The following is a 19,279-nucleotide window of genomic DNA, read 5'->3' on the forward strand; positions in this document are numbered from 1 at the left end:
CGATTTTGGCGCAGCGGATGTCAGCAAGAGCTGGCGAGCCAGGCGAGGACGACTGGCTGGACGACAGCCATCGAGGTTACAAAGCAGAGAGCGTGCGGTATTCGTCCTGCGCCAGCTGATCGGTCAGACCGCTGACGAAGTCCTGAAGCATGCGGCAGCGGTAGTAGAACTCCCACAACGCCTGGTCTTCACTTCCCTCAGGATGCGCTTTCAGCGACTCGTGATAGGCCTTGATCAGCTGACTGGGCAGGCGCCGGGCAAGCATTTGCAGGTGCGGCTCGCTACGGCAACCGCCTTCCGTCAATGCCCGGAAGGTCTCCGGAGCGACGGCCAGCAGCGGCGCGTAGGCGTCCAGCAGCCCCTGGAGAATTCGGTAGCCCTGCAACTGCAAGGTTTCAACTTCGCGGTGACAGAACACGTGGTCCATCGCGACATCCTTGAAGGTCTGCACAATGGCGTTTGGCAGACTTGCGTCTTCCAGCAGCGCGCGGTCCAGCGTGCCGTCGTAGACCGCCTCGATATGCTCGATAAATTGCTGCGCGGCGTGCTGCACCAGCGGGTGGACCATATTCACCCGCAGCCAGACGAAGAATTCGCCAACCTTGTTGATCGTCTCTTTGGCAGCACGCGCCTGGGCGTACTCGACCATGCTGCGAAAGCTGCGGCCGGTATTCGCGATCGGCTCGTCGGGCGAGCCGTGCTCGGTGAACTTGTCGATCAGCAGCTGTGACAACTGCTCAATGGAGAAGATGCCCTTCTCCACCGAGTCTTCGATATCGGCAAGGCAATAGGCGATATCATCGGCCGCCTCCATGATGTAGGCCACCGGGTGACGCGTGCCAGGTTGTAGCCCCAACGCGGCCTGCAGATCGTCGACAAAAAATTCCTCTGAAAGGTAGAAGCCTGGCTTCTTCAACAGATAGGCGCCGGGTGATCCCTTGGCCGGCTTGGGCGCATAAGCGGCGCGCACGTATTTCAGCAGCCCCGCCGTCTGTGTGTAGGTCAGGTTAAGCCGTAGCAGGCTAACGACTAAGCGAATCGCCTGAGCGTTGCCTTCGAACTGTTCGAGGTCGAGCAGCATACGACTGCGCAATTCGCTATTGCCTTCACCGTTGGGGATAGCGGCGTCGAACAGCGTGTTCAGGTTCCGCTTGAACCACTCGCCAATGGCAAACTCGCCAAAGTGCCCAAACGGTGGGTTGCCGATGTCGTGCATCAAGCACGTCATTTCAACGAGGCTTTCCAGCGCACCTTCCAACCCATCCAGGCCGTATTGCGTCGCCCGCTCACCGAGCTGTTTGTACAGGGTGCGCACAATGAAGCGACCCGTCTGCTGGACTTCGAGTGAGTGGGTCAAGCGGCTGCGCACCGCTGCGTTGCGCTCCAGCGGGAAGACCTGAGTCTTCTGTTGTAAACGCCGCACAGCGGCGGAGTTGATGATGCGACCGCGGTCGCTCTCAAGCTGGTCGATGACCAATGACAGATCACCTTCGGAGGCTTTGAGACCCGGCTCGACGCGCCCATAAGGCCGCTGACGGGAAATCTTGTCCTTGAAATTCACAGACCGCGGCATGGTTCGAGCTCGTTAAACGACGGAGTCGCGAGCCTAGCGCGGCACAGCGGCTTTACCAAGCGATCAGGCGCCAACTGCGCTTGTCGTTTAGAATCGCGCGCTCAGCTTGAGGAGTAGACATGGGCCGGTCGGAGTTTCATCAGCAACACGCCGAACGAGCGACCGCCGAAGCGCGACGGCTACTTGAACAACGGCAAGCCTTGGGCGCACGCTGGCTGGGCTGGGTCGCCACCGAGCTTTATCAGCTCAAGCCGCCAGAGTTCGCCGCCATGGTGCGCCGCGAGCTGGCCCGTCTCAATGAAGGCTGAAGCCAGCCCCATAGCTCACCTATCCAGATCAGGGCGCCCTCATGCAATGGCCGGTTGAAGGTCCCTTCCTACGCGACCAGCTGCTGCGACTGCCGGGTACAGAGAAGCCTTCAGCCATCGACAAGCAGCTGGCGATGGGCGAGGTCTGGCTCAATCTCAACGGGCTACAGGGCGACCGTGTCGCCGATTACCGTTTCCATGGCGGGCCGGATCGCAGCCTATGCCACTATCCGGCCGAGCACTACTCTCACTGGCGCAAGCTTTATCCGCAGCTGTCGGCCATTGGTCCCGCCGCGTTTGGCGAAAATCTCTCGACGCTGGGCCTGGATGAACGACAGGTATGTATCGGGGATCGCTTTCGCTGGGGCGATGCCGTGATCGAAGTCAGCCAGCCCCGCTCGCCTTGTAGCAACCTGGACCGGCGACACAGCGTCCGTGGCCTCGCTCGCCATATGGCCAAAAGTGGCCGAACCGGATGGCTGTACCGAACCCTTGAACCCGGGGCCATCGAACTCGGCGCGGACCTGCACTTGATAGAGCGGCCGTGGCCGACCGCCAGCGTGCTTCGCGTCTGGCGCGGCTTCGTCAATGACGACGTCAACGACATCGAACTCGCCTGGCTGGCCAATCTGTCACCGCTGGCAAGTGAATACCGCACGCGCTTTCGTCAACGGCTGGACAGCAGGCGACGGCAACAGGATCAGGCGGCGTTGTTCTGACAAGGGCAAGCGGCGTCATGCCGCTGTTCAGACGCAACGCCGACCACGACAATACGCGTCAATCAAAGCGACCTCATAAGAAGGTCGCCAGCAGCATCGAACGCCTGCCCTGCGTGTAAACCACCCGAATCGATACCGAGGTTTACATGAGCATTACATCCGTCGACATCTGCCGGGCCGCCGACTGCCTGCAAGGTTTTGTGGGTTTCAACGGCAAAACCGGCCAGCACATCGTTCGGTTTAGCGAAGACTCGTTCGGCATGGATGTCGCCGACAGCAGCATCACACCGGCGAGCGAATTTGTCTGGCAAACCATCGATAACCAGCTGATGACGCTCAAACGTGAGCTGATTCAGCTGCTCCTCGACCAGAACATCAATGACCGGCTAGCCATCACCGAGCCGTTACTTGCCTACATGCGCCGAAATGATTTGCCTGAGATCCAGGCACAGCGTGTCAGACAATGACAAGCGCCCGTTGACTATAAATCAGCCAGTCATCAGACAACATCCTCAAGTTATAGCGGTTCAAGCCGATGTCGTTGTACGACCACTACCATCGGCTCTGCCAGCTTGAGGAACAACAATGAAAAATCTCAAAGTCAGCTACAAGCTGACGCTTGGCTTCGCTGCGGTACTGCTGCTCACCGTCTGCGTGGCCGCTATCGGCGTGCTCAGCATGGATGCTCTGATCTCACGGAGCGATAAAGCGCAGACCGCAGAAAACCTACTCAACGAAGCCAACCAAATCCGCTATGCACAGGTGCGCTTCGAAGAGCGCGGCGATGAGAAATACGTTGCCCAGGTAACCGATGCGGTAGCGAACACTGCTCGACTGGTCGAACAGAAAAAAGCCAGCTTCTCGGAACCGCAGGACCGGGAGTTGCTGCAAACCATCGCCAATCAGGCGCGAGAGTACCAGGCCGCATTCGAAAAGCTCGTCGCAATGCATGCACTGAAAAAGCAGACACGCGCCAACTGGGTTGAAGCAGGCAATACCACTGACAAGCTGATAGCCAACCTGGAGCAGCGCTGGAACGGCGTTCAAGGCAACCCGGTCTTACACCCGACCGGAGACATTGCCAATATCGCGCTGATGACGACTGAGCTCTCCAAGCAGAATCGACTGCTGCGCTTCACCGTCCGCGGATATCTGATGGAAGAATCCGAAGCCGCCCTGAACACCCTGAACCAGCAGTTCGAAGCGTTGAACGCAGCCATTGCACCGCTGGAGCAAGAGCTGATCGGTCCCCAAGCTGAAAACCTGAAAACCCTCAAGGCCAGCGCGACCGAGTACGTCGACCTCGTGAAGAAACTGCCGCCCATCGTTGCCAGTCAGCAACAGACGCGCCAGGACATGGAGGCCATTTTCGCGAAACTCTACGAGGAGGCCAGGGGCATCATCTCCAGCCAGACCCAGAAGCGTGCCGATGATGCTCAAACCAAGAAAATTCAGGTCATCGGTATTACCTTGGCGGCGATCCTCCTGGGCGCTCTGATCGGCTGGCTAATCGTCCGCCAGATAACGCAGCCCCTCAACCAGGCAGTGCAGATAGCCGAGCGCATCGGTGCTGGGGACATGACCGGTCAGCCTCCCGAGCCACGCCATGACGAGTTCGGCCAACTGCTCCAGGCGCTGGGCAAGACGCGCGGCAACCTGCAGGCGCTGATCGGAAGTATCGGTGGTATCACTGCACAGCTGGCCAGCGCCTCCGATGAGCTTTCCGCGGTGACCGAGCAGACCAGCGCTGGTGTCAGCAGCCAGCGTCAGGAAACCGATCAGGTCGCGACGGCCATGCATGAGATGACCGCGACGGTGCAAGAAGTCGCACGCAATGCCGAAGAGGCGTCGAGCGCCGCCCAGCGCGCCGATCAGCAGGCCGTTAAAGGCAACACGGTTGTCCAGCGCGCCCTGTCGCAGATTGACCGACTCTCGAATGAGGTCACGCTGTCGGCCGAGGCCATGACCCAGCTGAATAAGGAAACCGACGGCATCAGCACGGTGCTGACCGTCATCAATGGCATTGCCGAGCAAACCAACCTGCTTGCCCTTAACGCTGCCATTGAGGCCGCACGGGCGGGTGAAGCTGGGCGCGGGTTCGCGGTGGTAGCCGATGAGGTGCGCGGCTTGGCCCAGCGCACACAGCAGTCCACTGCGCAAATTGAAGCCCTGATCGCTACCCTGCAGAAAGGCGCCCGCACCGCATCTGGAATGATGGACAGCAGCAGCACTCTGGCCCGCGATACCGTCACCCTCGCAAGAGAAGTGGGCACCGAGCTGCAAGCCATTACCGAAACCGTTTCAGTCATTCAAGCGATGAACCAGCAGATCGCCACGGCGGCTGAACAACAGAGCTCGGTTGCTGAGGAAATCAATCGCAGCGTGCTCAGCGTTCGCGACGTGGCTGACCAATCCGCTGAGGCGGCCCGGGAAACGGCTGCGTCCACCGCCCGGCTTGCGCAGTTAGGCGGCGAACTGCAGACGATGATCGGGCGGTTCAAGGTATGAGATTCGGCCCCTCGCCACGGCAAAAACCGCCGCTATCCAATCCTGTCTGGCAGGCGTAGTCTCGGCTTCATTCATCTTTGATCTTCACGCTCACGCCAAGGTGCACTGGCCCAGAGCAGACCCACGCAGGGATGCACAACCAAGCCGATCAATCGCGAGGCGACACCATGAGCAAGGGTATGGATACTAAGAAGAACGCAAAGAAGAAACCCCAGAAGACGGCGCAGGAGAAGCGCACGGCCAAGAGGGAAAAAGCTAACGGCATTACACCACTACTGGGCAGTCACGCCGCTCGGTAACGCCATAGAGGTAGAAGCGCGCCCCGCACGGCATGCCGTCGCGGGGCGTTTTGCTGTCAGGCTGTCGAACTACCAAAGGCAGTGCGCACGCGGCTGACCAGCCAGCCCCCGCCTACATTGATCCCCAGCCCCAGCATGACCAGCAATGCACCGGCCGCCTGCAACAGCCCCAGGTGCTCATCCAGCAGTACGGCAGCAGAGGTCAGGCCGACGACGGGCACCAAAAGTGAGAAAGGCGCAACGGTATTCGCCGGATAGCGGGACAGCAGTCTGCTCCAGAGCCCGTAACCAAGAATCGTCGCACCGAAGGCCAGGTAGATCAGCACCAGCGCCGAATCCATCCCGAACCCGCCCAGCGCGCCCTTGATCGCTTCCGGCCCCTCCAGCACCCAAGACAGGGCGAAGAACGGAATGGGGGGGATCAGACTGCCCCATACCACCAGCCCAACCAGATTCACCTTGCCCACCTTGCGGGTGACAATATTGCCCATTGCCCACATCGAGGCTGCGCAGATGGTCAGCAGGAAACCGGCCAGTGTCATGCTGCGATCGCCTTGCATGCCAATCAGCAGTAAACCACCAGCGGCGATTACCAACCCGACCAGATTGCTTGCACGGAGCCGCTCGCCAAGAAACAGAACGGCAAAGAACAGCGTGAAAAATGCCTGCGACTGCAAAACCAGGGAGGCCAGGCCAGCAGGCATACCGACCTTCATCGCGGAGAAGAGAAAGGCGAACTGACCGAGCGATATGGTCCCGCCGTATGCCAGTAGCCAGCGCAGTGGCATCTGTGGCCGTTTGATAAACAGCACCGCCGGAAACGCAGCGAGCATGAAACGCAGTGCGCCTAGCAGCATCGGCGGGATGTCATCCAGGCCGACCTTGATTACGACGAAGTTCATGCCCCAGACAACGATCACAACCAGGGCCAGCATCAGGTCCTTTGGCGACATGGAACAGTTCCCTAGACAAAAACGCATTAGAGCCGCGTCTGTCGATCGCGTACTCATACAGCAGCCAGGCAATTGGGCATTACAGTCGACAGGCAGAAGCGCCATACGTCCTTCCGCATCGCTGGAGTTGCGCGCGGCCCGTGCCTGCTGCCGCCGCAACGGCTAGAATCGCCGTCAGTCGATCTCCATCAACTTCACCAATCACGAGAACATTCATGGGCGCACAGTGGAAAGCGAAACATAAGGAAGCGGCAGCCAACGCCAAGGGACGCACCTTCGGCAAACTGTCCAAGGAAATCATGATCGCGGCCCGCAGCGGCGCTGACCCGGACATGAATCCTCGCTTGCGCCTGGTAGTCGAGCAGGCCAAGAAGGCCTCGATGCCCCGTGAGACCCTGGAACGCGCTATCAAAAAAGGTGCGGGCTTGCTTGGAGAGAGCGTCAACTATGAGCGCACCACCTATGAAGGCTTCGCCCCGCATCAGGTCCCGGTGATCGTCGAATGCCTGACCGACAACGTTAACCGCACTGTGGCCGAGATCCGCGTGCTGTTTCGCAAGGGCCAGCTCGGCGCCTCCGGCTCGGTCGCCTGGGATTTCGATCACTGCGGCATGATCGAAGCAGCGCCGGCTAGCGCCGATGCCGATGCCGATGCTGAACTGGCCGCCATCGAAGCGGGCGCCCAAGATTTCGAAGCCGCTGAAGACGGTGCCACACTGTTCATCAGCGATGCCACCGACATGGACGTGGTCTGCCGGGCCCTGCCGGAGCATGGCTTCACTGTCCAGTCGGCACAGCTCGGCTACCGTCCGAAGAATCCCGTCACGACGCTGTCCGAGGCCGAACTGGAAGAAGTCGAAGCCTTTCTCAGCGCCATCGACGCCCATGATGATGTACAGAATGTCTATGTCGGCCTGGCCGGCTAACGAACACTGCAACCGTTGAGCTAGAGGCACAGCGATGAGTACAAACAAACCCAATACGCCCTACGCACAGCGCGAACAGGATTATCGTGAGAAGGCCCTGAAGATGTACCCCTGGGTCTGCGGACGTTGCGCAAGGGAGTTCTCAGGCAAGCGCCTGAGCGAGCTGACGGTCCATCACAAGGACCACAACCACGACAACAACCCGGAAGACGGCTCGAACTGGGAGTTGCTCTGCCTGTACTGCCACGACAACGAGCACTCGCGTTACACCGACAATCAGTACTACGCCGAGTCGAAACCAGGCGGTGACCTAGGTCCGAAGGAGACCTTCAAGGCCTTCGCCAACCTGGGCGATCTCCTCAAGAAAAAACCGGACTGAGTCCAGCCCGGTATGGCGGCGCCGGTTACTTCACCAGCAGGACCGGCACCGATACTTCATGCACGACCCGATTGGCGACCGAGCCCATCAGCATGCCGGTAAAGCTACCCAGACCGCGGGTGCCCATTACCACCGTGTCACAGCCGAAGCGCTGCACCGCATCATTAACCTGCTCAGCCACATTACCCAGAATTGCGTGAGTCTGGTGTGGAATCCCGGCCGTCTGCAGCGCGGTAGCGGCATCTGCAAGAGTACGGTTCGATTTGTCGATAAAGCTCTGGTTCAGCTCATCAACCGTACCCGCGGTAACGAATTCGCCGTAGAGCACCGGCTCCTGCTGTACGTTCAGCACATGTACCTGCGGCGGCTTAGGCGCATCGGCGGCAAAATCAATGATGTATTGCAATGCCCGCTTGGCATTGTCCGAACCGTCATAAGCGAGAAGAATGTTGCGCATAGCGAGTCTCCAACCGGATTTGACGACAGCATAGACCATCATCCAAGCGCGCTTGAGTGCCAAAACCGCATCCGTTGCTCTGGATCAATCTCCCCGGCCCGCTGCCATTTCGAGGGCTTAACATGAGTACTACAACTGACGTTCCGTTTGGTACGGGCGATGCTTCATTCCAGGCAGCCGGTGGCGAGTCTGGCCTGGCTCGCCTGGTCGAAGACTTCTACCTGATCATGGACGAACTCGAAGACGCTCGCTGCGTCCGCCACCTGTACCCACGCGATCTGGCCGAGTCACGCAAGAGGCTGGCTGCGTTTCTTTGCGGCTGGCTGGGCGGCCCACGTCGCTACGCGGAACACTACGGCAGCATCAGCATTCCGCAGTTCCACACTCGCTGGACAGTGGGCGAAGCCGAGCGCGATGCCTGGCTTAAATGCATGGAGCTGGCGATTGCCAGGCAGGGATATACCGATGCGTTTGCTGACTACTTGTTGATTCAGCTGCGAGTCCCTGCAGAACGGATTCTTCAGGCCGGCCGGCGGGCATGCCCCGGACAGTTAACCACAACTGTGATCTAGCTCGGTTTGCTACGAGGCCGAGTTTCTGCACCTCGCCGCGTCTATCCGGCGTGGCCGGTACTGGCTAGGTAACGCTGAGCGACGCACCCAACGTGAGCAGAGAGGCTCCTCTGCCTTGGTGAACGAGCAAGGAGATCGGTGATGCGGAAGGATTTCTAGGGAAAGCGGCATCGAGATTGTCTAATTCCCGGCGTCATCATTGGAATAGCTAGATTAAACGGTCGGCAAAGTACCTGTTACCGCGTTCAAGCGGACCGGCAAGACTCTCATTCGTCCAGCAATCGGATCTTTTATCCATGAAGCAAGCCTGCGCGGATTAATCTTCTTTAGCTCGACATAAAGAGCAAGTGCGATGCGGTTAAACATCGCACTCGTAGGCCTCAGTAGTTGTAGCCGATACCGACGCTGTAAAAGAACGCACCGTCATCGTAACGATCCCGCGCATCGCTTCCACTTTTGAAGAGGAATTGGTATTCGGCCATAGCAGTGATGAACGTCTTGTCCTGTACCCAGTATTTGATACCGACTTCCGGACCGCCCATGAAGGTCTCATCAACCTCCTCGCCGTAAATCCCGCCCACACTCACCCCGATGAAGGGGCGGGTGTTGCCGCTACCGAAGTGATAGTCGTAGAACACACGGGTGGAACCGTCGAACTGCACGCTTTCCCCTTCTGAATCCCGAGCATTCACGGTTTGCCGTACGCCCCACATGGAGGACTCGTCCAAGTATGTACCCCAACTACCCTGTAGGGAGAACACTGTATCGTCGAAGTCCTTATCGCTGCTGCCCGCACCACCCAAGGTTACTTCGCGATCACCTGCCACTGGAGCGGCAACTGCAATAGCGGGAAGCATGGCGGCGACCAGGAGGGTAGTTTTGAAAAGTCTGTTCATGACAACACCTCTTGTTGTTGCTAACTATGGCGGAATACGCAACTTATTTGATGCGCACTGTTAATGACAGGAACGCGCCGAGACTGTTCATTTTATTTTAGGTATACATCGTAAATCGTTGGATTTAATGATTTTTTTACTTAACGAACCAGCTAGATAAACACTATTTTTTAGTACTAAACAAACGAAACGGCAAACTAGCGAAACGGCGATACGACGTTACGGCCGCCATAGCAAAGAGCTCCAATCACATGTTTATTCTTGCCCCCAACAGCACAGCTTTGGTGAAGCGCTTTGCCAGTTGCGCTAAATAGCAGCGGGACAAGTCAGATAGGTCTGGATCGGACGACTTCACTTGGCATTGGTCGGCCGTGCCTGCCCTGCTTCCTTCGCACAGGCAGGCAGAGAACAACAAGCTGTCCACTTGATCGCCGCTTTAGAGCCGCGACCCGTCTGTTGGCCTAGAACCCTGCACCCAAAACGATGCTATTGGTGCCCAACTCCGCTGGCCCGTTGACGAGACAAACATCGGTTAATATCCGCCAGCACAGATGGAGAATTGTTAATGGAAGCCGTTCAGCTGCGTCAGCTGCCCGGTGAATGCCGAGCTTTACTCAACAAGTTTTACCGAGCCCATCGCAGCCATATGCGAGCGCCGGCTGGCGCCTGCTATTGGGTCGCCGAACACTCGGACATTCTTGCCGGCCTATGCCTTTCAGACATAGTCCACGGGCAATGGCTTACCGGCTTGCTGGTCACTCCGAACCAACGCAGCCAGGGGCTGGGAAGGCGTCTGGTTGCGCAGGCACTGGTTGGCTGCGATGGGCCTGTGTGGCTGTTTTGCGAACCGAGGACGGTACCTTTCTATGAACCACTGGGCTTCGCTGAGGCCATTGTATTGCCAGAGGCGCTCGCCTCCCGCTTGCAGCGGTACAACCGACACAAAAACCTCGTGGCGTTATGTCACAAAAACGAGAGCACCCGATGACTTTCACCACTCTCAGAATCGCCACGGCCTGCCTGCTTGATGAAGCGGGACGCGTCCTGACTGTCCGCAAGCGCGGCACCCAAGCGTTCATGTTGCCTGGCGGAAAAATCGAAGCAGGCGAAACGCCTCAGCAAGCAGTTGAGAGGGAGTTGCTCGAAGAACTGGGCCTGCGGATAGACCCGTCGTTGCTAGACTCACTTGGCCATTTCCAGTCAAGGGCAGCCAACGAGCCGGATCATTGGGTGGAAGCTAACGTCTACTTCACCCGTCTGGAAAGCGCGGTAAAGGCACAGGCGGAAATAGACGCGCTGAAATGGCTGGATCTAAATGCAGAGCGCCAGGAACACCTAGCGCCCTTACTGCGAGAGCAGGTACTTCCCGCCTTGCGCCAAAGGCTGCTTGCAGACTAACGGAGGGCGCCGGCCAGCCATTACGGAGATATGGGGTCACTCGCAGGGAAAGTCTCTTCGAGGGCCTCATCCAGCTGATCGTCATCAGCCTCATCGGGATTACGTTTAACCGGATCTTCTTCATCCCGCCCAGGCTGGGCCGGTTGATTACGTTCGTTGCCGTTCATGATTTGCTCCTCTGAATAGGTTATGGCTGTTAGGCCGTCTACCCATGCAGTGGTTCGCGCACCGCCCCAACAAAATGCCAGGCAAAAAAAAGGGGCGGGGGTTAACCCCCGCCCGCCTCCTTCCCTACTTCCTTTTTTTTCCTACTCATCGTCCTGATGAAACCGCTTCCAGCGGTTGATCCTGCTCGACATCCATGCCGGCTGTGCTTGTCCCTGAACACAGTTGCAATATTAGAGCTTTGCGCGACAACGGCAACTGTGGAAAATGCATGGTGGCAACGATGCCATCATTCAACAAAATTAAATTCCCCAATAAAAACATAGTGTTATCAATAATTTTTTCTCCCTATAGCGATCCACTCGACCGACCTTGCAGGCTTGGCTTACAAAGCTTGTGAGCAAATACCTACACAACGGATCGCCTACCGGGAAATCATAGCAACGGAGTTAATGCTGCCCTCTTTACATAACAGCCGGACAAGGTACCGCGACAGACTATGACGGGAAGAGCGACGTGCTCCTTACCTAGCAGGTAAGGAGCAGAGAGCAAAAGGGGCTAGCGGAATAGCGACTCACTGGAGAGGCCGTTGCGCTCCAGAATTTCACGCAGGCGCTTGAGTGCTTCGACCTGGATCTGCCGAACCCGCTCACGCGTTAAGCCAATTTCCTGGCCAACCTCCTCCAGCGTGCAGCTTTCATGGCCCCGCAGACCAAAGCGTCGAATAACCACTTCCCGCTGTTTCTCGGTCAAGTCGGAAAGCCATTGATCAATGCTCTCGGATAGATCGTCGTCAAGCAAAAGCTCGCACGGATCGCTCGGCCGGTCATCCGTCAGAGTATCCAGCAGCGTCTTGTCAGTATCAGGGCCTAGCGAGACATCAACAGAGGTAACCCGCTCGTTCAGCCCCAGCATACGCTTGACCTCAGCAACCGGCTTTTCGAGCAGGTTGGCGATCTCTTCCGGGCTGGGCTCGTGATCGAGTTTCTGAGTGAGCTCGCGTGCGGCACGCAGGTACACGTTCAGCTCCTTGACCACATGAATCGGCAAACGAATGGTCCGAGTCTGATTCATGATCGCCCGCTCGATCGTCTGCCTTATCCACCAGGTGGCGTAGGTCGAGAAGCGGAAACCACGCTCTGGATCGAACTTCTCGACCGCGCGAATCAGGCCGAGATTGCCTTCCTCCACCAGATCCAGCAAGGACAGACCGCGATTGACGTAGCGCCGCGCGATCTTCACGACCAGCCGCAGATTACTCTCGATCATGCGCTTGCGCCCCGCCGGATCGCCCTTCTGTGCAAGACGCGCGAAGTGCACTTCCTGTTCGGGCGTCAGCAGTGGGGAAAAACCGATTTCGTTGAGGTAAAGCTGGGTGGCGTCGAGCGCGCGAGTGTAATCGATGAATTTGTGTTGCTTGACCGTTGCGGTCTTGGACTTGGTGCCACCTGAACCGACTCGGGAGATCTCGGCATCCGGATCTACATTCAGAGACGGTTCCATGAGTAGAACAGCATCGTCTACGTCAAACTCCGGCACTTCTTTTTTGAGAGCCATTATTGTTTTCCTGTTCTGAGTTCGACAACAGGCTTGGGCGGCACGCGTTCCTTGGCATCGCTCAAGCCCCTCCTAGGGCCGGAACAGGTTGAATCAAATCATCGCTTTGGCAGGTATTGCAGCGGATCTACAGGTTTGCCTTGGCGGCGAATCTCAAAGTGCAGTTTCACCCGGTCGGTTCCAGTCGATCCCATCTCGGCAATGGTCTGCCCAGCTTTGACTTGTTGCCCCTCCTGAACCAGCAGCCTGCGGTTGTGGCCGTAGGCACTTACATAGGTATCGCTGTGCTTGATGATCACAAGTTCGCCGTAACCCCGTAAACCACTGCCGGCGTACACAACAGCCCCATCAGAAGCAGCTAAAACAGGCTGTCCTAATTCCCCGGCGATATCAATGCCTTTATTCAAACTTCCGTTTGAGGAAAATCGACCGATCACAACCCCCCCTGCAGGCCAGGCCCAACCGCTTGCAGACCGGGTCACTGCCTTGATGGGAGTACTCGGCGCGGCAGGTCTGGCCGCCGGTGCGCTCGGACGCGTCAAAGGTGGCGGCGTTGGCACCGGGTTGGTGACAATGGTTGGCGTGCGGGAGACAGAAGGCGGGGTTTTGATTTCCGGACGAGCGGCAACAGCACGGGGCACCTGGCCACTGAAGCGAATCGTCTGACCCGGATAGATGACATGCGGCGGACGGATATTGTTCACCTGTGCCAGGTCGCGCCAATCCCAGCCAAAGCGGAACGCAATCGACCAAAGCGAGTCGCCGCGCTGAACCGTGTAATGGCCGCTGGTGACACGGTCCCGGTTATTGCGATCAACAACGCTCACGCCGCCTGAAGGCGAGCTGGCGCACCCGGCCAATAACGAACCCGCCACCAAGGCGACAAGCGCGCAACGGAATGAGGAACTGCGTATCCACCGCGTGCTGGCTGTGAGCTTCAATACCCGCTCCCTAAGATCGACAAAGTCGGTTCAGACGCTTTGCGCGACTGGCTGGTGACGTCCGGCAAACCACTCCAACCCAAGCACCAGGGCGATACCGGCTGCCGCGAGCAAGATCGCCAGCAAAAGCTGCGGATCCTGCCCGGTCAGGTCGCCATAGGCGCCCGGCAGGAGGTTCTGCTCCAGCAGCGCCACTTGTTCACCGTGCGAGTTGGTGCGCCAGGTGAGCGTTTCTTTCCATGGCCAAACCTTGTTCAGCGAACCAAGCATCAGTCCGGTAAGAAACGCCAGAGTGAGGTCGCGCCAGCGGCGCAGGACCCAGCTCAGGACACGTGCAAAGCTCAACAAGCCGACCAGGCAACCAGCGGCAAAGGTCAACATGACACCCAGATCCAAGGCTTTGACTGCGCCTAGAACCACGGGGTAAAGGCCGAGCAGCACCAGAATGAAGCTGCCGGATATACCCGGCAGGATCATGGCGCAGATGGCGATGGCGCCAGCAAAAAACAGGCTGACGCTGCTGGTACTCCACTGCATGGGCGCGGCAACAGTAATCCAGTAGGCAAAACCGACGCCAAGACACAAACTGACCAACCGCGACAGGTTGCGACGCTGGATTTCCTTGCTGACCAAATGCACGGAAACCAGGATCAGACCAAAGAAGAAAGACCACACCGGAATTGGATGCTGCTCGAGCAGATAGGTAATCAATTTCGCCAGACTGAGCACACTGGTCAGAATGCCGGCGAACAGCACCAGTAGAAAGCTAGCGTTGGCGATGCGCCATGCTTCGGCGATGCGCCCCTTCAACAAAGCCGGGATGGCGTTTGGCACCGCACCGATGGAGCGCAGCAATTCATCGTAGATTCCGGTTATGAATGCCACGGTTCCGCCCGAGACGCCGGGTACCACATCAGCCGCACCCATCGCCATGCCTTTGGCGTACAACAGCAACGCGTTTTTCATGCTTCCATCCGCTGTGATCAAACTACAGGTCCATTGAGCAGCGGCACGAAGCGCACGGTATCCAGCAAATGGCGGGAAAAACCGTCTTCCTCTCGAATGATCAGCATCAATTGCTGGACTTCGCCAACCCCGACCGGGATCACCAGCCGCCCGCCGGGGGCCAGTTGATCGAGCAGAGCCTGGGGCACGTCGGCTGCCGCCGCGGTAACGATGATGCCGTTGTAAGGAGCCAGCGCAGGCCAGCCCTCCCAGCCATCACCCCAGCGAAAGACCACATTGCGCAACTTGAGTTCGACCAAGCGCTCTTTGGCGCGATCCTGCAGAGCCTGGATACGCTCGACGGAGAACACCCGCTCCACCAGCTGCGCCAATACCGCTGTCTGGTAGCCGGAACCCGTGCCAATCTCCAGCACTTTGTCCAATGGGCCGTCAGCCAACAGCAGTTCACTCATACGCGCCACCATGAAGGGCTGCGAGATGGTCTGGTTGTGGCCGATAGGCAGCGCGGTGTCTTCGTAGGCGCGGTGAGACAGTGCTTCATCAACGAAAAGATGGCGCGGCGTGCGCCGAATCACCTCAAGCACGCGAGGGTCTGACAACCCTTCCTCGTAGAGCCGCTGGATCAGTCGGTCACGGGTGCGTTGCGAGGTCATCCCGGTGCCGTGGCGCAGCAGGTCATCGGATCCGCGGTTCACAACACGCCCTCCAGCCAACTGTTGAGACCATCGAAGGCCTCATGAAAGGTTCGGTCCAACTGCAATGGCGTAATCGAAACGTAGCCCTGCATTACTGCATGAAAATCGGTGCCTGGCCCGCCGTCTTCAACGTCCCCAGCCACCGAAATCCAGTAACCATCCTTGCCACGCGGATTAGCCTGCTTCACAGGCGGCTTGGCCCTGCTTCGATGGCCCAGGCGCGTCAGCTGGATGCCGCGCAGGTGATCCAGCGGCAGGTTTGGAACATTGACACTCAACACCGTACGCGGAGGGAGCTCAAGCGAGGCCTGATGCTCGACCAGCTTGCGCGCGACGTAGGCGGCTGTAGGCAGGTTATCGGTCAGCCGCGACACCAGGGAAAAAGCGAACGCGGGCTTGCCAGTGAATCGTCCTTCGATGGCTGCGGCGACAGTACCGGAATACAGCACGTCGTCGCCAAGATTGGCGCCCAGATTAATACCGGAAACCACCATGTCGGGCACGTCTTCCAGCAGGCCGTTGATGCCCAGGTGAACACAATCCGTCGGCGTGCCGTTCAGGCCGATAAAACCATTCGGCATGGTCGTGGTATGAAGCGGGCGATCCAGGGTCAGCGCACTGCTGGCGCCGCTCATGTCCTGGATTGGGGCCACCACCCTGCACTCGGCATAATCCGCCAGCGCGTCATAAAGCGCGGCGAGCCCAGGTGCATACACCCCGTCGTCGTTGGCGATCAGAATACGCATCAGATGTCCGTCTGCCCTGCCAGGCTGACCAGTTCGCGCACCACAGCAGTGGCAAAGCATCCGGTCGGCAGGACGAATTCAAGTTGCAGAATGTCAGGCTCGGGATAATGCCACGACAAGCCGCCCATTGGGAGGCGAAGAATGCGCCGTTCATGCTTCATTCCGGCTTCTGCGAGCCACTTGGCGATTGACGGCTCCGTTGCGGCAACCTGCATCTCCAGTGCTTGAACATCGCCCGAGGCGGGCGACTCACCGGCGCCCCAGAGCGGACCGGTCGGATGCAGATCCAGCACGGCCAGCCGTGGATCGCTGCATTCAGCCTCGCCGGCAGGAAAGAAGCTGCGGCTGTCGGTAAAGGCCAGCAGATCACCGACCCGCGCCTGATTCCAACTACCTGCCGCAACTCGTTCAGCTAACACTCGATTGAACAGATAACTACGCCCCGCCGATAGCAGACGCGAGCGGAGATTGCGCTGTACCGGAAGCTGTTGCCTATCCGCATACTCGCGGGCGCCGTGGACATTTCCTCCCTCATGACCGAAGCGCTGCAGGCCAAAATAGTTGGGTACACCTTCCCTCTTGATTCGCTCGAGACGCGCATCGAGTTCGGCGTGATCAGCCTTCAGCTCCGTCAAGCGAAGGGTAAAGCCATTGGCCGAGTGGGCACCGCGCTGCAGTTTTCGCTGATGACGGCCGCTCTGGAGAATCATCAGGGTTTCGTCTTCGGCCCCGGTCAGTGCAGGATCAGCTTTGCCCGGCAGATGCAGACTGAACCACTGGCGGGTCAGAGCCTGACGATCTTTCAAGCCGGCATAGCTGATATTGCGCACCGGAACGCCAGCAGCCCGCGCCAGGCGTCGCGCAGCCTCCTCGGTGTTGAGGTTGCGCTTCTCCACCCAGAGCCACAGATGCTCACCGGCACCAGACAAAGGGATGTCGAGCACCTCGTCGACCTGGAAGTCCTCCGCCACAGCCTTGAGCACGGCGGAGCCACAGGCCCCTCCATGTGCCGTTGGGCCGAGCAACTGATCCTCGGTCATGCGCCGACCAGCAGCGCGACGGCATGCACGGCGATGCCTTCTTCACGTCCGGTAAAACCAAGCTTCTCGGTAGTGGTGGCCTTGACGTTGACCTGATCCAGGCCGACTTGCAGGTCTTCGGCGATCAGGGTTCGCATGGATTCGATATGTGGAGCCATCTTGGGTGCCTGGGCAACGATGGTGGCGTCAATATTGCCAACCTTCCAGCCCTTGCTTTGCACCTGTTTGAGCACATGACGCAGCAGGACGCGGCTATCGGCCCCCTTGAAGGCCGGATCGGTGTCCGGGAAGTGCTTACCGATATCACCAAGCGCCGCCGCGCCAAGCAATGCATCGCTCAGGGCGTGCAGCAATACGTCACCGTCCGAATGCGCGAGCAGGCCGAACCTGTGAGAAATCTGTACCCCGCCTAGGGTAACGAAGTCGCCCTCACCAAAACGATGCACGTCGTAGCCGTGGCCGATTCGCATAGTCATACGCCCTCGAAAAGATCAGCCCGCGATTCTACAGGACAGCAGCAACCATTGAAGTCGCAGCGGCAGGAACCCTCCAGATCAATATCAACGATAACGACCATTAACCGAATCGATCTCATATCGTTTTTTACCGATATATAGTTCGCCCCATCGCGATATACGAACCGGACGACACCATGCCCGAAGAACTGGACGACATGCTCAAGGCAATTGCCCACCCGTTGCGGCGGGAGATTCTGGCCTGGCTGAAAGAGCCGCAACGCTATTTTTCCGAGCAGCACCATTCGCTTGAAAACGGTGTATGCGCCGGGCAGATCGACCAGCGCGCCGGGCTGTCGCAGTCCACGGTTTCGGCCCATCTGGCAACACTGCAACGAGCGGGACTGATCACCAACCGCAAGGTCGGTCAGTGGCATTTTTTCAAACGCAATGAACCGGCTATCGAAGCCCTCGTAACCCGTCTTGGCCGTGAACTCTGAGCTTCGCAGCCCTCACCTTGTAAGGAGCAGCATCGCTATGCCCACACTTTTCGACCCGATCAAGATTGGCGAACTGAAACTGGCCAACCGCATCATCATGGCTCCGCTGACCCGTTGCCGCGCTGAGCCTGGCCGCGTGCCGGGTGACCTGATTGTCGAGTACTACACCCAGCGGGCCGACGCAGGCCTGATCATCAGCGAAGCCACCTCGGTCACGCCGATGGGCGTCGGCTACCCGGACACCCCCGGTATCTGGTCGGCCGAGCAGGTACAGGGATGGAGAAAGGTAACCGATGCGGTCCACGCCAAGGGCGGCAAGATCGTGCTGCAGCTCTGGCATGTCGGCCGGATTTCCGACCCGTTATACCTGGACGGCCAGCTTCCAGTCGCGCCCAGCGCGATCAAGCCCGCGGGTCACGTCAGCCTGGTCAGGCCGATGAAGGACTTCGAAACCCCACGCGCCCTCGAGACCGAAGAAATCGCCGGCATCGTCGAGGCGTACCGCAAGGGGGCCGAAAACGCGCGGGAAGCAGGTTTCGACGGCGTGGAAATTCACGGTGCCAACGGTTACCTACTCGACCAGTTCCTTCAGGACAGCACCAACCAGCGCACCGATCAGTACGGCGGATCACTGGAAAACCGTGCACGTCTCCTGCTGGAAGTCACGGACGCTGCGGTTGGGGTCTGGGGCGCGGGCCGCGTGGGTGTGCACCTGGCCCCACGAGCCGACGCTCACGACATGGGCGACTCTGATCGTGCAGAAACCTTCGGTTATGTCGCACGTGAGCTGGGCAAACGCGGTATCGCCTTTATCTGCACTCGTGAGAAAGCCGGCGAGGACAGCCTCGGACCGCAATTGAAGGAAATCTTCGGCGGCGTCTACATCGCCAACGAGCGCTTTACCAAAAAACAGGCCAACGCTTGGCTTGAAGAAGGTAAAGCCGACGCGGTTGCATTCGGCATCCCGTACATCGCCAACCCCGACCTGGTCGAGCGCCTACGTAAGGACGCTCCGCTCAACGAGCCTCGGCCTGAGTTGTTCTATGCGAAAGGTGCCGAAGGTTTCACCGATTATCCATCGCACTAGCTCCTTGCGATGGAAGGCCCGACCGGGTAACCGGTCGGGCCTTTTTTGTGCTTGCCGCTGATGACGCGCAACGCCTTGCATCGATAGGCCTGGGGCATTTGCGCTGTCGGCAACGCTACAACGATCTATCCACCGTGAA

At 58.7% G+C, this 19,279-nt stretch carries 23 protein-coding genes; 11 read left to right on the top strand and 12 right to left on the bottom strand.

Annotation, left to right across the window (positions count from 1 at the left end; genetic code table 11):
• Positions 1-76: 76 nt before the first annotated feature.
• Positions 77-1,573, bottom strand: a complete 1,497-nt coding sequence (dgt, locus tag CXK96_RS02180; protein WP_102834854.1) for a dGTPase — start codon at positions 1,571-1,573, stop codon at positions 77-79.
• 119 nt (positions 1,574-1,692) lie between these two features.
• On the opposite strand from dgt, the gene CXK96_RS02185 reads away from it, so the two are divergent.
• The 4 genes from CXK96_RS02185 to CXK96_RS02200 all read left to right on the top strand — a co-directional run bounded on the left by CXK96_RS02185 (position 1,693) and on the right by CXK96_RS02200 (position 5,108).
• Positions 1,693-1,881, top strand: a complete 189-nt coding sequence (locus CXK96_RS02185; protein ID WP_102834855.1) for a hypothetical protein — start codon at positions 1,693-1,695, stop codon at positions 1,879-1,881.
• Between the two features lie 41 nt (positions 1,882-1,922).
• Entirely contained in the window at positions 1,923-2,600 is a 678-nt protein-coding gene (locus tag CXK96_RS02190) for an MOSC domain-containing protein (protein ID WP_102834856.1), read from the top strand.
• 146 nt (positions 2,601-2,746) lie between these two features.
• Positions 2,747-3,067 (top strand): DUF2025 family protein, encoded by a 321-nt coding sequence (locus CXK96_RS02195; RefSeq protein WP_102834857.1) that lies wholly within the window; start codon positions 2,747-2,749, stop codon positions 3,065-3,067.
• A 118-nt stretch (positions 3,068-3,185) separates the two neighbouring features.
• Positions 3,186-5,108, top strand: coding sequence for a HAMP domain-containing methyl-accepting chemotaxis protein (locus tag CXK96_RS02200; RefSeq protein WP_102834858.1), 1,923 nt, complete (start codon positions 3,186-3,188; stop codon positions 5,106-5,108).
• A gap of 355 nt (positions 5,109-5,463) precedes the next feature.
• Here CXK96_RS02200 and CXK96_RS02205 read toward each other — a convergent pair whose 3' ends face one another.
• Positions 5,464-6,360, bottom strand: coding sequence for an EamA family transporter (locus CXK96_RS02205; protein WP_102834859.1), 897 nt, complete (start codon positions 6,358-6,360; stop codon positions 5,464-5,466).
• Positions 6,361-6,575: 215 nt separating this feature from the next.
• On the opposite strand from CXK96_RS02205, the gene CXK96_RS02210 reads away from it, so the two are divergent.
• Both CXK96_RS02210 and CXK96_RS02215 read left to right on the top strand, forming a co-directional pair.
• Positions 6,576-7,286, top strand: coding sequence for a YebC/PmpR family DNA-binding transcriptional regulator (locus tag CXK96_RS02210; protein ID WP_102834860.1), 711 nt, complete (start codon positions 6,576-6,578; stop codon positions 7,284-7,286).
• Positions 7,287-7,320: 34 nt separating this feature from the next.
• Positions 7,321-7,665 (top strand): YajD family HNH nuclease, encoded by a 345-nt coding sequence (locus CXK96_RS02215; protein ID WP_102834861.1) that lies wholly within the window; start codon positions 7,321-7,323, stop codon positions 7,663-7,665.
• Positions 7,666-7,690: 25 nt separating this feature from the next.
• Here the strand turns inward: CXK96_RS02215 and CXK96_RS02220 are convergent, their stop codons facing one another.
• Positions 7,691-8,122, bottom strand: coding sequence for a universal stress protein (locus CXK96_RS02220; protein ID WP_102834862.1), 432 nt, complete (start codon positions 8,120-8,122; stop codon positions 7,691-7,693).
• 122 nt (positions 8,123-8,244) lie between these two features.
• Between CXK96_RS02220 and CXK96_RS02225 the strand changes: the two genes are divergently transcribed.
• A complete protein-coding gene (locus CXK96_RS02225; RefSeq protein WP_102834863.1) occupies positions 8,245-8,694 on the top strand; it encodes a group II truncated hemoglobin in 450 nt (149 codons plus the stop codon).
• 380 nt (positions 8,695-9,074) lie between these two features.
• Here the strand turns inward: CXK96_RS02225 and CXK96_RS02230 are convergent, their stop codons facing one another.
• Positions 9,075-9,590: a hypothetical protein gene (locus tag CXK96_RS02230; protein ID WP_102834864.1), complete on the bottom strand. Its 516-nt coding sequence runs from the start codon at positions 9,588-9,590 to the stop codon at positions 9,075-9,077.
• Between the two features lie 646 nt (positions 9,591-10,236).
• On the opposite strand from CXK96_RS02230, the gene CXK96_RS20860 reads away from it, so the two are divergent.
• Both CXK96_RS20860 and CXK96_RS20865 read left to right on the top strand, forming a co-directional pair.
• Positions 10,237-10,578 (top strand): GNAT family N-acetyltransferase, encoded by a 342-nt coding sequence (locus tag CXK96_RS20860; RefSeq protein ID WP_256061630.1) that lies wholly within the window; start codon positions 10,237-10,239, stop codon positions 10,576-10,578.
• Positions 10,575-10,988, top strand: coding sequence for an NUDIX hydrolase (locus CXK96_RS20865; protein ID WP_256061626.1), 414 nt, complete (start codon positions 10,575-10,577; stop codon positions 10,986-10,988). Before CXK96_RS20860 ends, CXK96_RS20865 begins: the two co-directional genes overlap by 4 nt.
• A gap of 20 nt (positions 10,989-11,008) precedes the next feature.
• Here the strand turns inward: CXK96_RS20865 and CXK96_RS20695 are convergent, their stop codons facing one another.
• From CXK96_RS20695 to ispF, 8 genes are all read right to left on the bottom strand, one after another.
• Entirely contained in the window at positions 11,009-11,155 is a 147-nt protein-coding gene (locus CXK96_RS20695) for a hypothetical protein (RefSeq protein WP_178114594.1), read from the bottom strand.
• A 556-nt stretch (positions 11,156-11,711) separates the two neighbouring features.
• Positions 11,712-12,710, bottom strand: a complete 999-nt coding sequence (gene rpoS, locus CXK96_RS02240; RefSeq protein ID WP_102834865.1) for an RNA polymerase sigma factor RpoS — start codon at positions 12,708-12,710, stop codon at positions 11,712-11,714.
• A gap of 98 nt (positions 12,711-12,808) precedes the next feature.
• Entirely contained in the window at positions 12,809-13,651 is an 843-nt protein-coding gene (locus tag CXK96_RS02245) for a peptidoglycan DD-metalloendopeptidase family protein (protein ID WP_423835175.1), read from the bottom strand.
• 30 nt (positions 13,652-13,681) lie between these two features.
• On the bottom strand, positions 13,682-14,617 hold the full coding sequence (locus CXK96_RS02250) for a DUF368 domain-containing protein (protein ID WP_102834866.1): 936 nt from the start codon (positions 14,615-14,617) through the stop codon (positions 13,682-13,684).
• A gap of 17 nt (positions 14,618-14,634) precedes the next feature.
• A complete protein-coding gene (locus tag CXK96_RS02255) occupies positions 14,635-15,270 on the bottom strand; it encodes a protein-L-isoaspartate(D-aspartate) O-methyltransferase (protein ID WP_029404859.1) in 636 nt (211 codons plus the stop codon).
• Positions 15,271-15,308: 38 nt separating this feature from the next.
• The gene (surE, locus tag CXK96_RS02260; RefSeq protein ID WP_102834867.1) at positions 15,309-16,058 is read right to left on the bottom strand and encodes a 5'/3'-nucleotidase SurE; all 750 of its coding nucleotides are present in this window, start codon (positions 16,056-16,058) and stop codon (positions 15,309-15,311) included.
• A complete protein-coding gene (truD, locus tag CXK96_RS02265) occupies positions 16,058-17,098 on the bottom strand; it encodes a tRNA pseudouridine(13) synthase TruD (RefSeq protein ID WP_102834868.1) in 1,041 nt (346 codons plus the stop codon). The genes surE and truD overlap by 1 nt, the downstream gene beginning before the upstream one ends.
• A complete protein-coding gene (ispF, locus tag CXK96_RS02270) occupies positions 17,095-17,568 on the bottom strand; it encodes a 2-C-methyl-D-erythritol 2,4-cyclodiphosphate synthase (protein ID WP_102835036.1) in 474 nt (157 codons plus the stop codon). Before ispF ends, truD begins: the two co-directional genes overlap by 4 nt.
• Positions 17,569-17,750: 182 nt before the next feature.
• Here ispF and CXK96_RS02275 point away from each other — a divergent pair, with 182 nt between their 5' ends.
• Both CXK96_RS02275 and CXK96_RS02280 read left to right on the top strand, forming a co-directional pair.
• The gene (locus CXK96_RS02275; protein WP_102834869.1) at positions 17,751-18,053 is read left to right on the top strand and encodes an ArsR/SmtB family transcription factor; all 303 of its coding nucleotides are present in this window, start codon (positions 17,751-17,753) and stop codon (positions 18,051-18,053) included.
• A 37-nt stretch (positions 18,054-18,090) separates the two neighbouring features.
• Complete coding sequence (locus CXK96_RS02280; protein WP_102834870.1) at positions 18,091-19,140, top strand: alkene reductase; 1,050 nt, start codon at positions 18,091-18,093, stop codon at positions 19,138-19,140.
• Positions 19,141-19,279: the final 139 nt, after the last annotated feature.

Source organism: Stutzerimonas stutzeri, from assembly GCF_002890895.1.
Taxonomy (GTDB): domain Bacteria; phylum Pseudomonadota; class Gammaproteobacteria; order Pseudomonadales; family Pseudomonadaceae; genus Stutzerimonas; species Stutzerimonas stutzeri_AB.

Coding starts and splice junctions, on each gene's coding strand:
- CXK96_RS02230 (WP_102834864.1), bottom strand. CDS start 9,590: ATGAACAGACTTTTCAAAACTACCCTCCTGGTCGCCGCCATGCTTCCC.
- CXK96_RS02255 (WP_029404859.1), bottom strand. CDS start 15,270: ATGACCTCGCAACGCACCCGTGACCGACTGATCCAGCGGCTCTACGAG.
- CXK96_RS02205 (WP_102834859.1), bottom strand. CDS start 6,360: ATGTCGCCAAAGGACCTGATGCTGGCCCTGGTTGTGATCGTTGTCTGG.
- CXK96_RS02215 (WP_102834861.1), top strand. CDS start 7,321: ATGAGTACAAACAAACCCAATACGCCCTACGCACAGCGCGAACAGGAT.
- dgt (WP_102834854.1), bottom strand. CDS start 1,573: ATGCCGCGGTCTGTGAATTTCAAGGACAAGATTTCCCGTCAGCGGCCT.
- CXK96_RS02185 (WP_102834855.1), top strand. CDS start 1,693: ATGGGCCGGTCGGAGTTTCATCAGCAACACGCCGAACGAGCGACCGCC.
- CXK96_RS02225 (WP_102834863.1), top strand. CDS start 8,245: ATGAGTACTACAACTGACGTTCCGTTTGGTACGGGCGATGCTTCATTC.
- ispF (WP_102835036.1), bottom strand. CDS start 17,568: ATGCGAATCGGCCACGGCTACGACGTGCATCGTTTTGGTGAGGGCGAC.
- CXK96_RS02280 (WP_102834870.1), top strand. CDS start 18,091: ATGCCCACACTTTTCGACCCGATCAAGATTGGCGAACTGAAACTGGCC.
- CXK96_RS02200 (WP_102834858.1), top strand. CDS start 3,186: ATGAAAAATCTCAAAGTCAGCTACAAGCTGACGCTTGGCTTCGCTGCG.
- CXK96_RS02220 (WP_102834862.1), bottom strand. CDS start 8,122: ATGCGCAACATTCTTCTCGCTTATGACGGTTCGGACAATGCCAAGCGG.
- CXK96_RS02195 (WP_102834857.1), top strand. CDS start 2,747: ATGAGCATTACATCCGTCGACATCTGCCGGGCCGCCGACTGCCTGCAA.
- CXK96_RS02275 (WP_102834869.1), top strand. CDS start 17,751: ATGCCCGAAGAACTGGACGACATGCTCAAGGCAATTGCCCACCCGTTG.
- truD (WP_102834868.1), bottom strand. CDS start 17,098: ATGACCGAGGATCAGTTGCTCGGCCCAACGGCACATGGAGGGGCCTGT.
- surE (WP_102834867.1), bottom strand. CDS start 16,058: ATGCGTATTCTGATCGCCAACGACGACGGGGTGTATGCACCTGGGCTC.
- CXK96_RS02210 (WP_102834860.1), top strand. CDS start 6,576: ATGGGCGCACAGTGGAAAGCGAAACATAAGGAAGCGGCAGCCAACGCC.
- CXK96_RS20865 (WP_256061626.1), top strand. CDS start 10,575: ATGACTTTCACCACTCTCAGAATCGCCACGGCCTGCCTGCTTGATGAA.
- CXK96_RS20695 (WP_178114594.1), bottom strand. CDS start 11,155: ATGAACGGCAACGAACGTAATCAACCGGCCCAGCCTGGGCGGGATGAA.
- rpoS (WP_102834865.1), bottom strand. CDS start 12,710: ATGGCTCTCAAAAAAGAAGTGCCGGAGTTTGACGTAGACGATGCTGTT.
- CXK96_RS02250 (WP_102834866.1), bottom strand. CDS start 14,617: ATGAAAAACGCGTTGCTGTTGTACGCCAAAGGCATGGCGATGGGTGCG.
- CXK96_RS02190 (WP_102834856.1), top strand. CDS start 1,923: ATGCAATGGCCGGTTGAAGGTCCCTTCCTACGCGACCAGCTGCTGCGA.
- CXK96_RS20860 (WP_256061630.1), top strand. CDS start 10,237: ATGCGAGCGCCGGCTGGCGCCTGCTATTGGGTCGCCGAACACTCGGAC.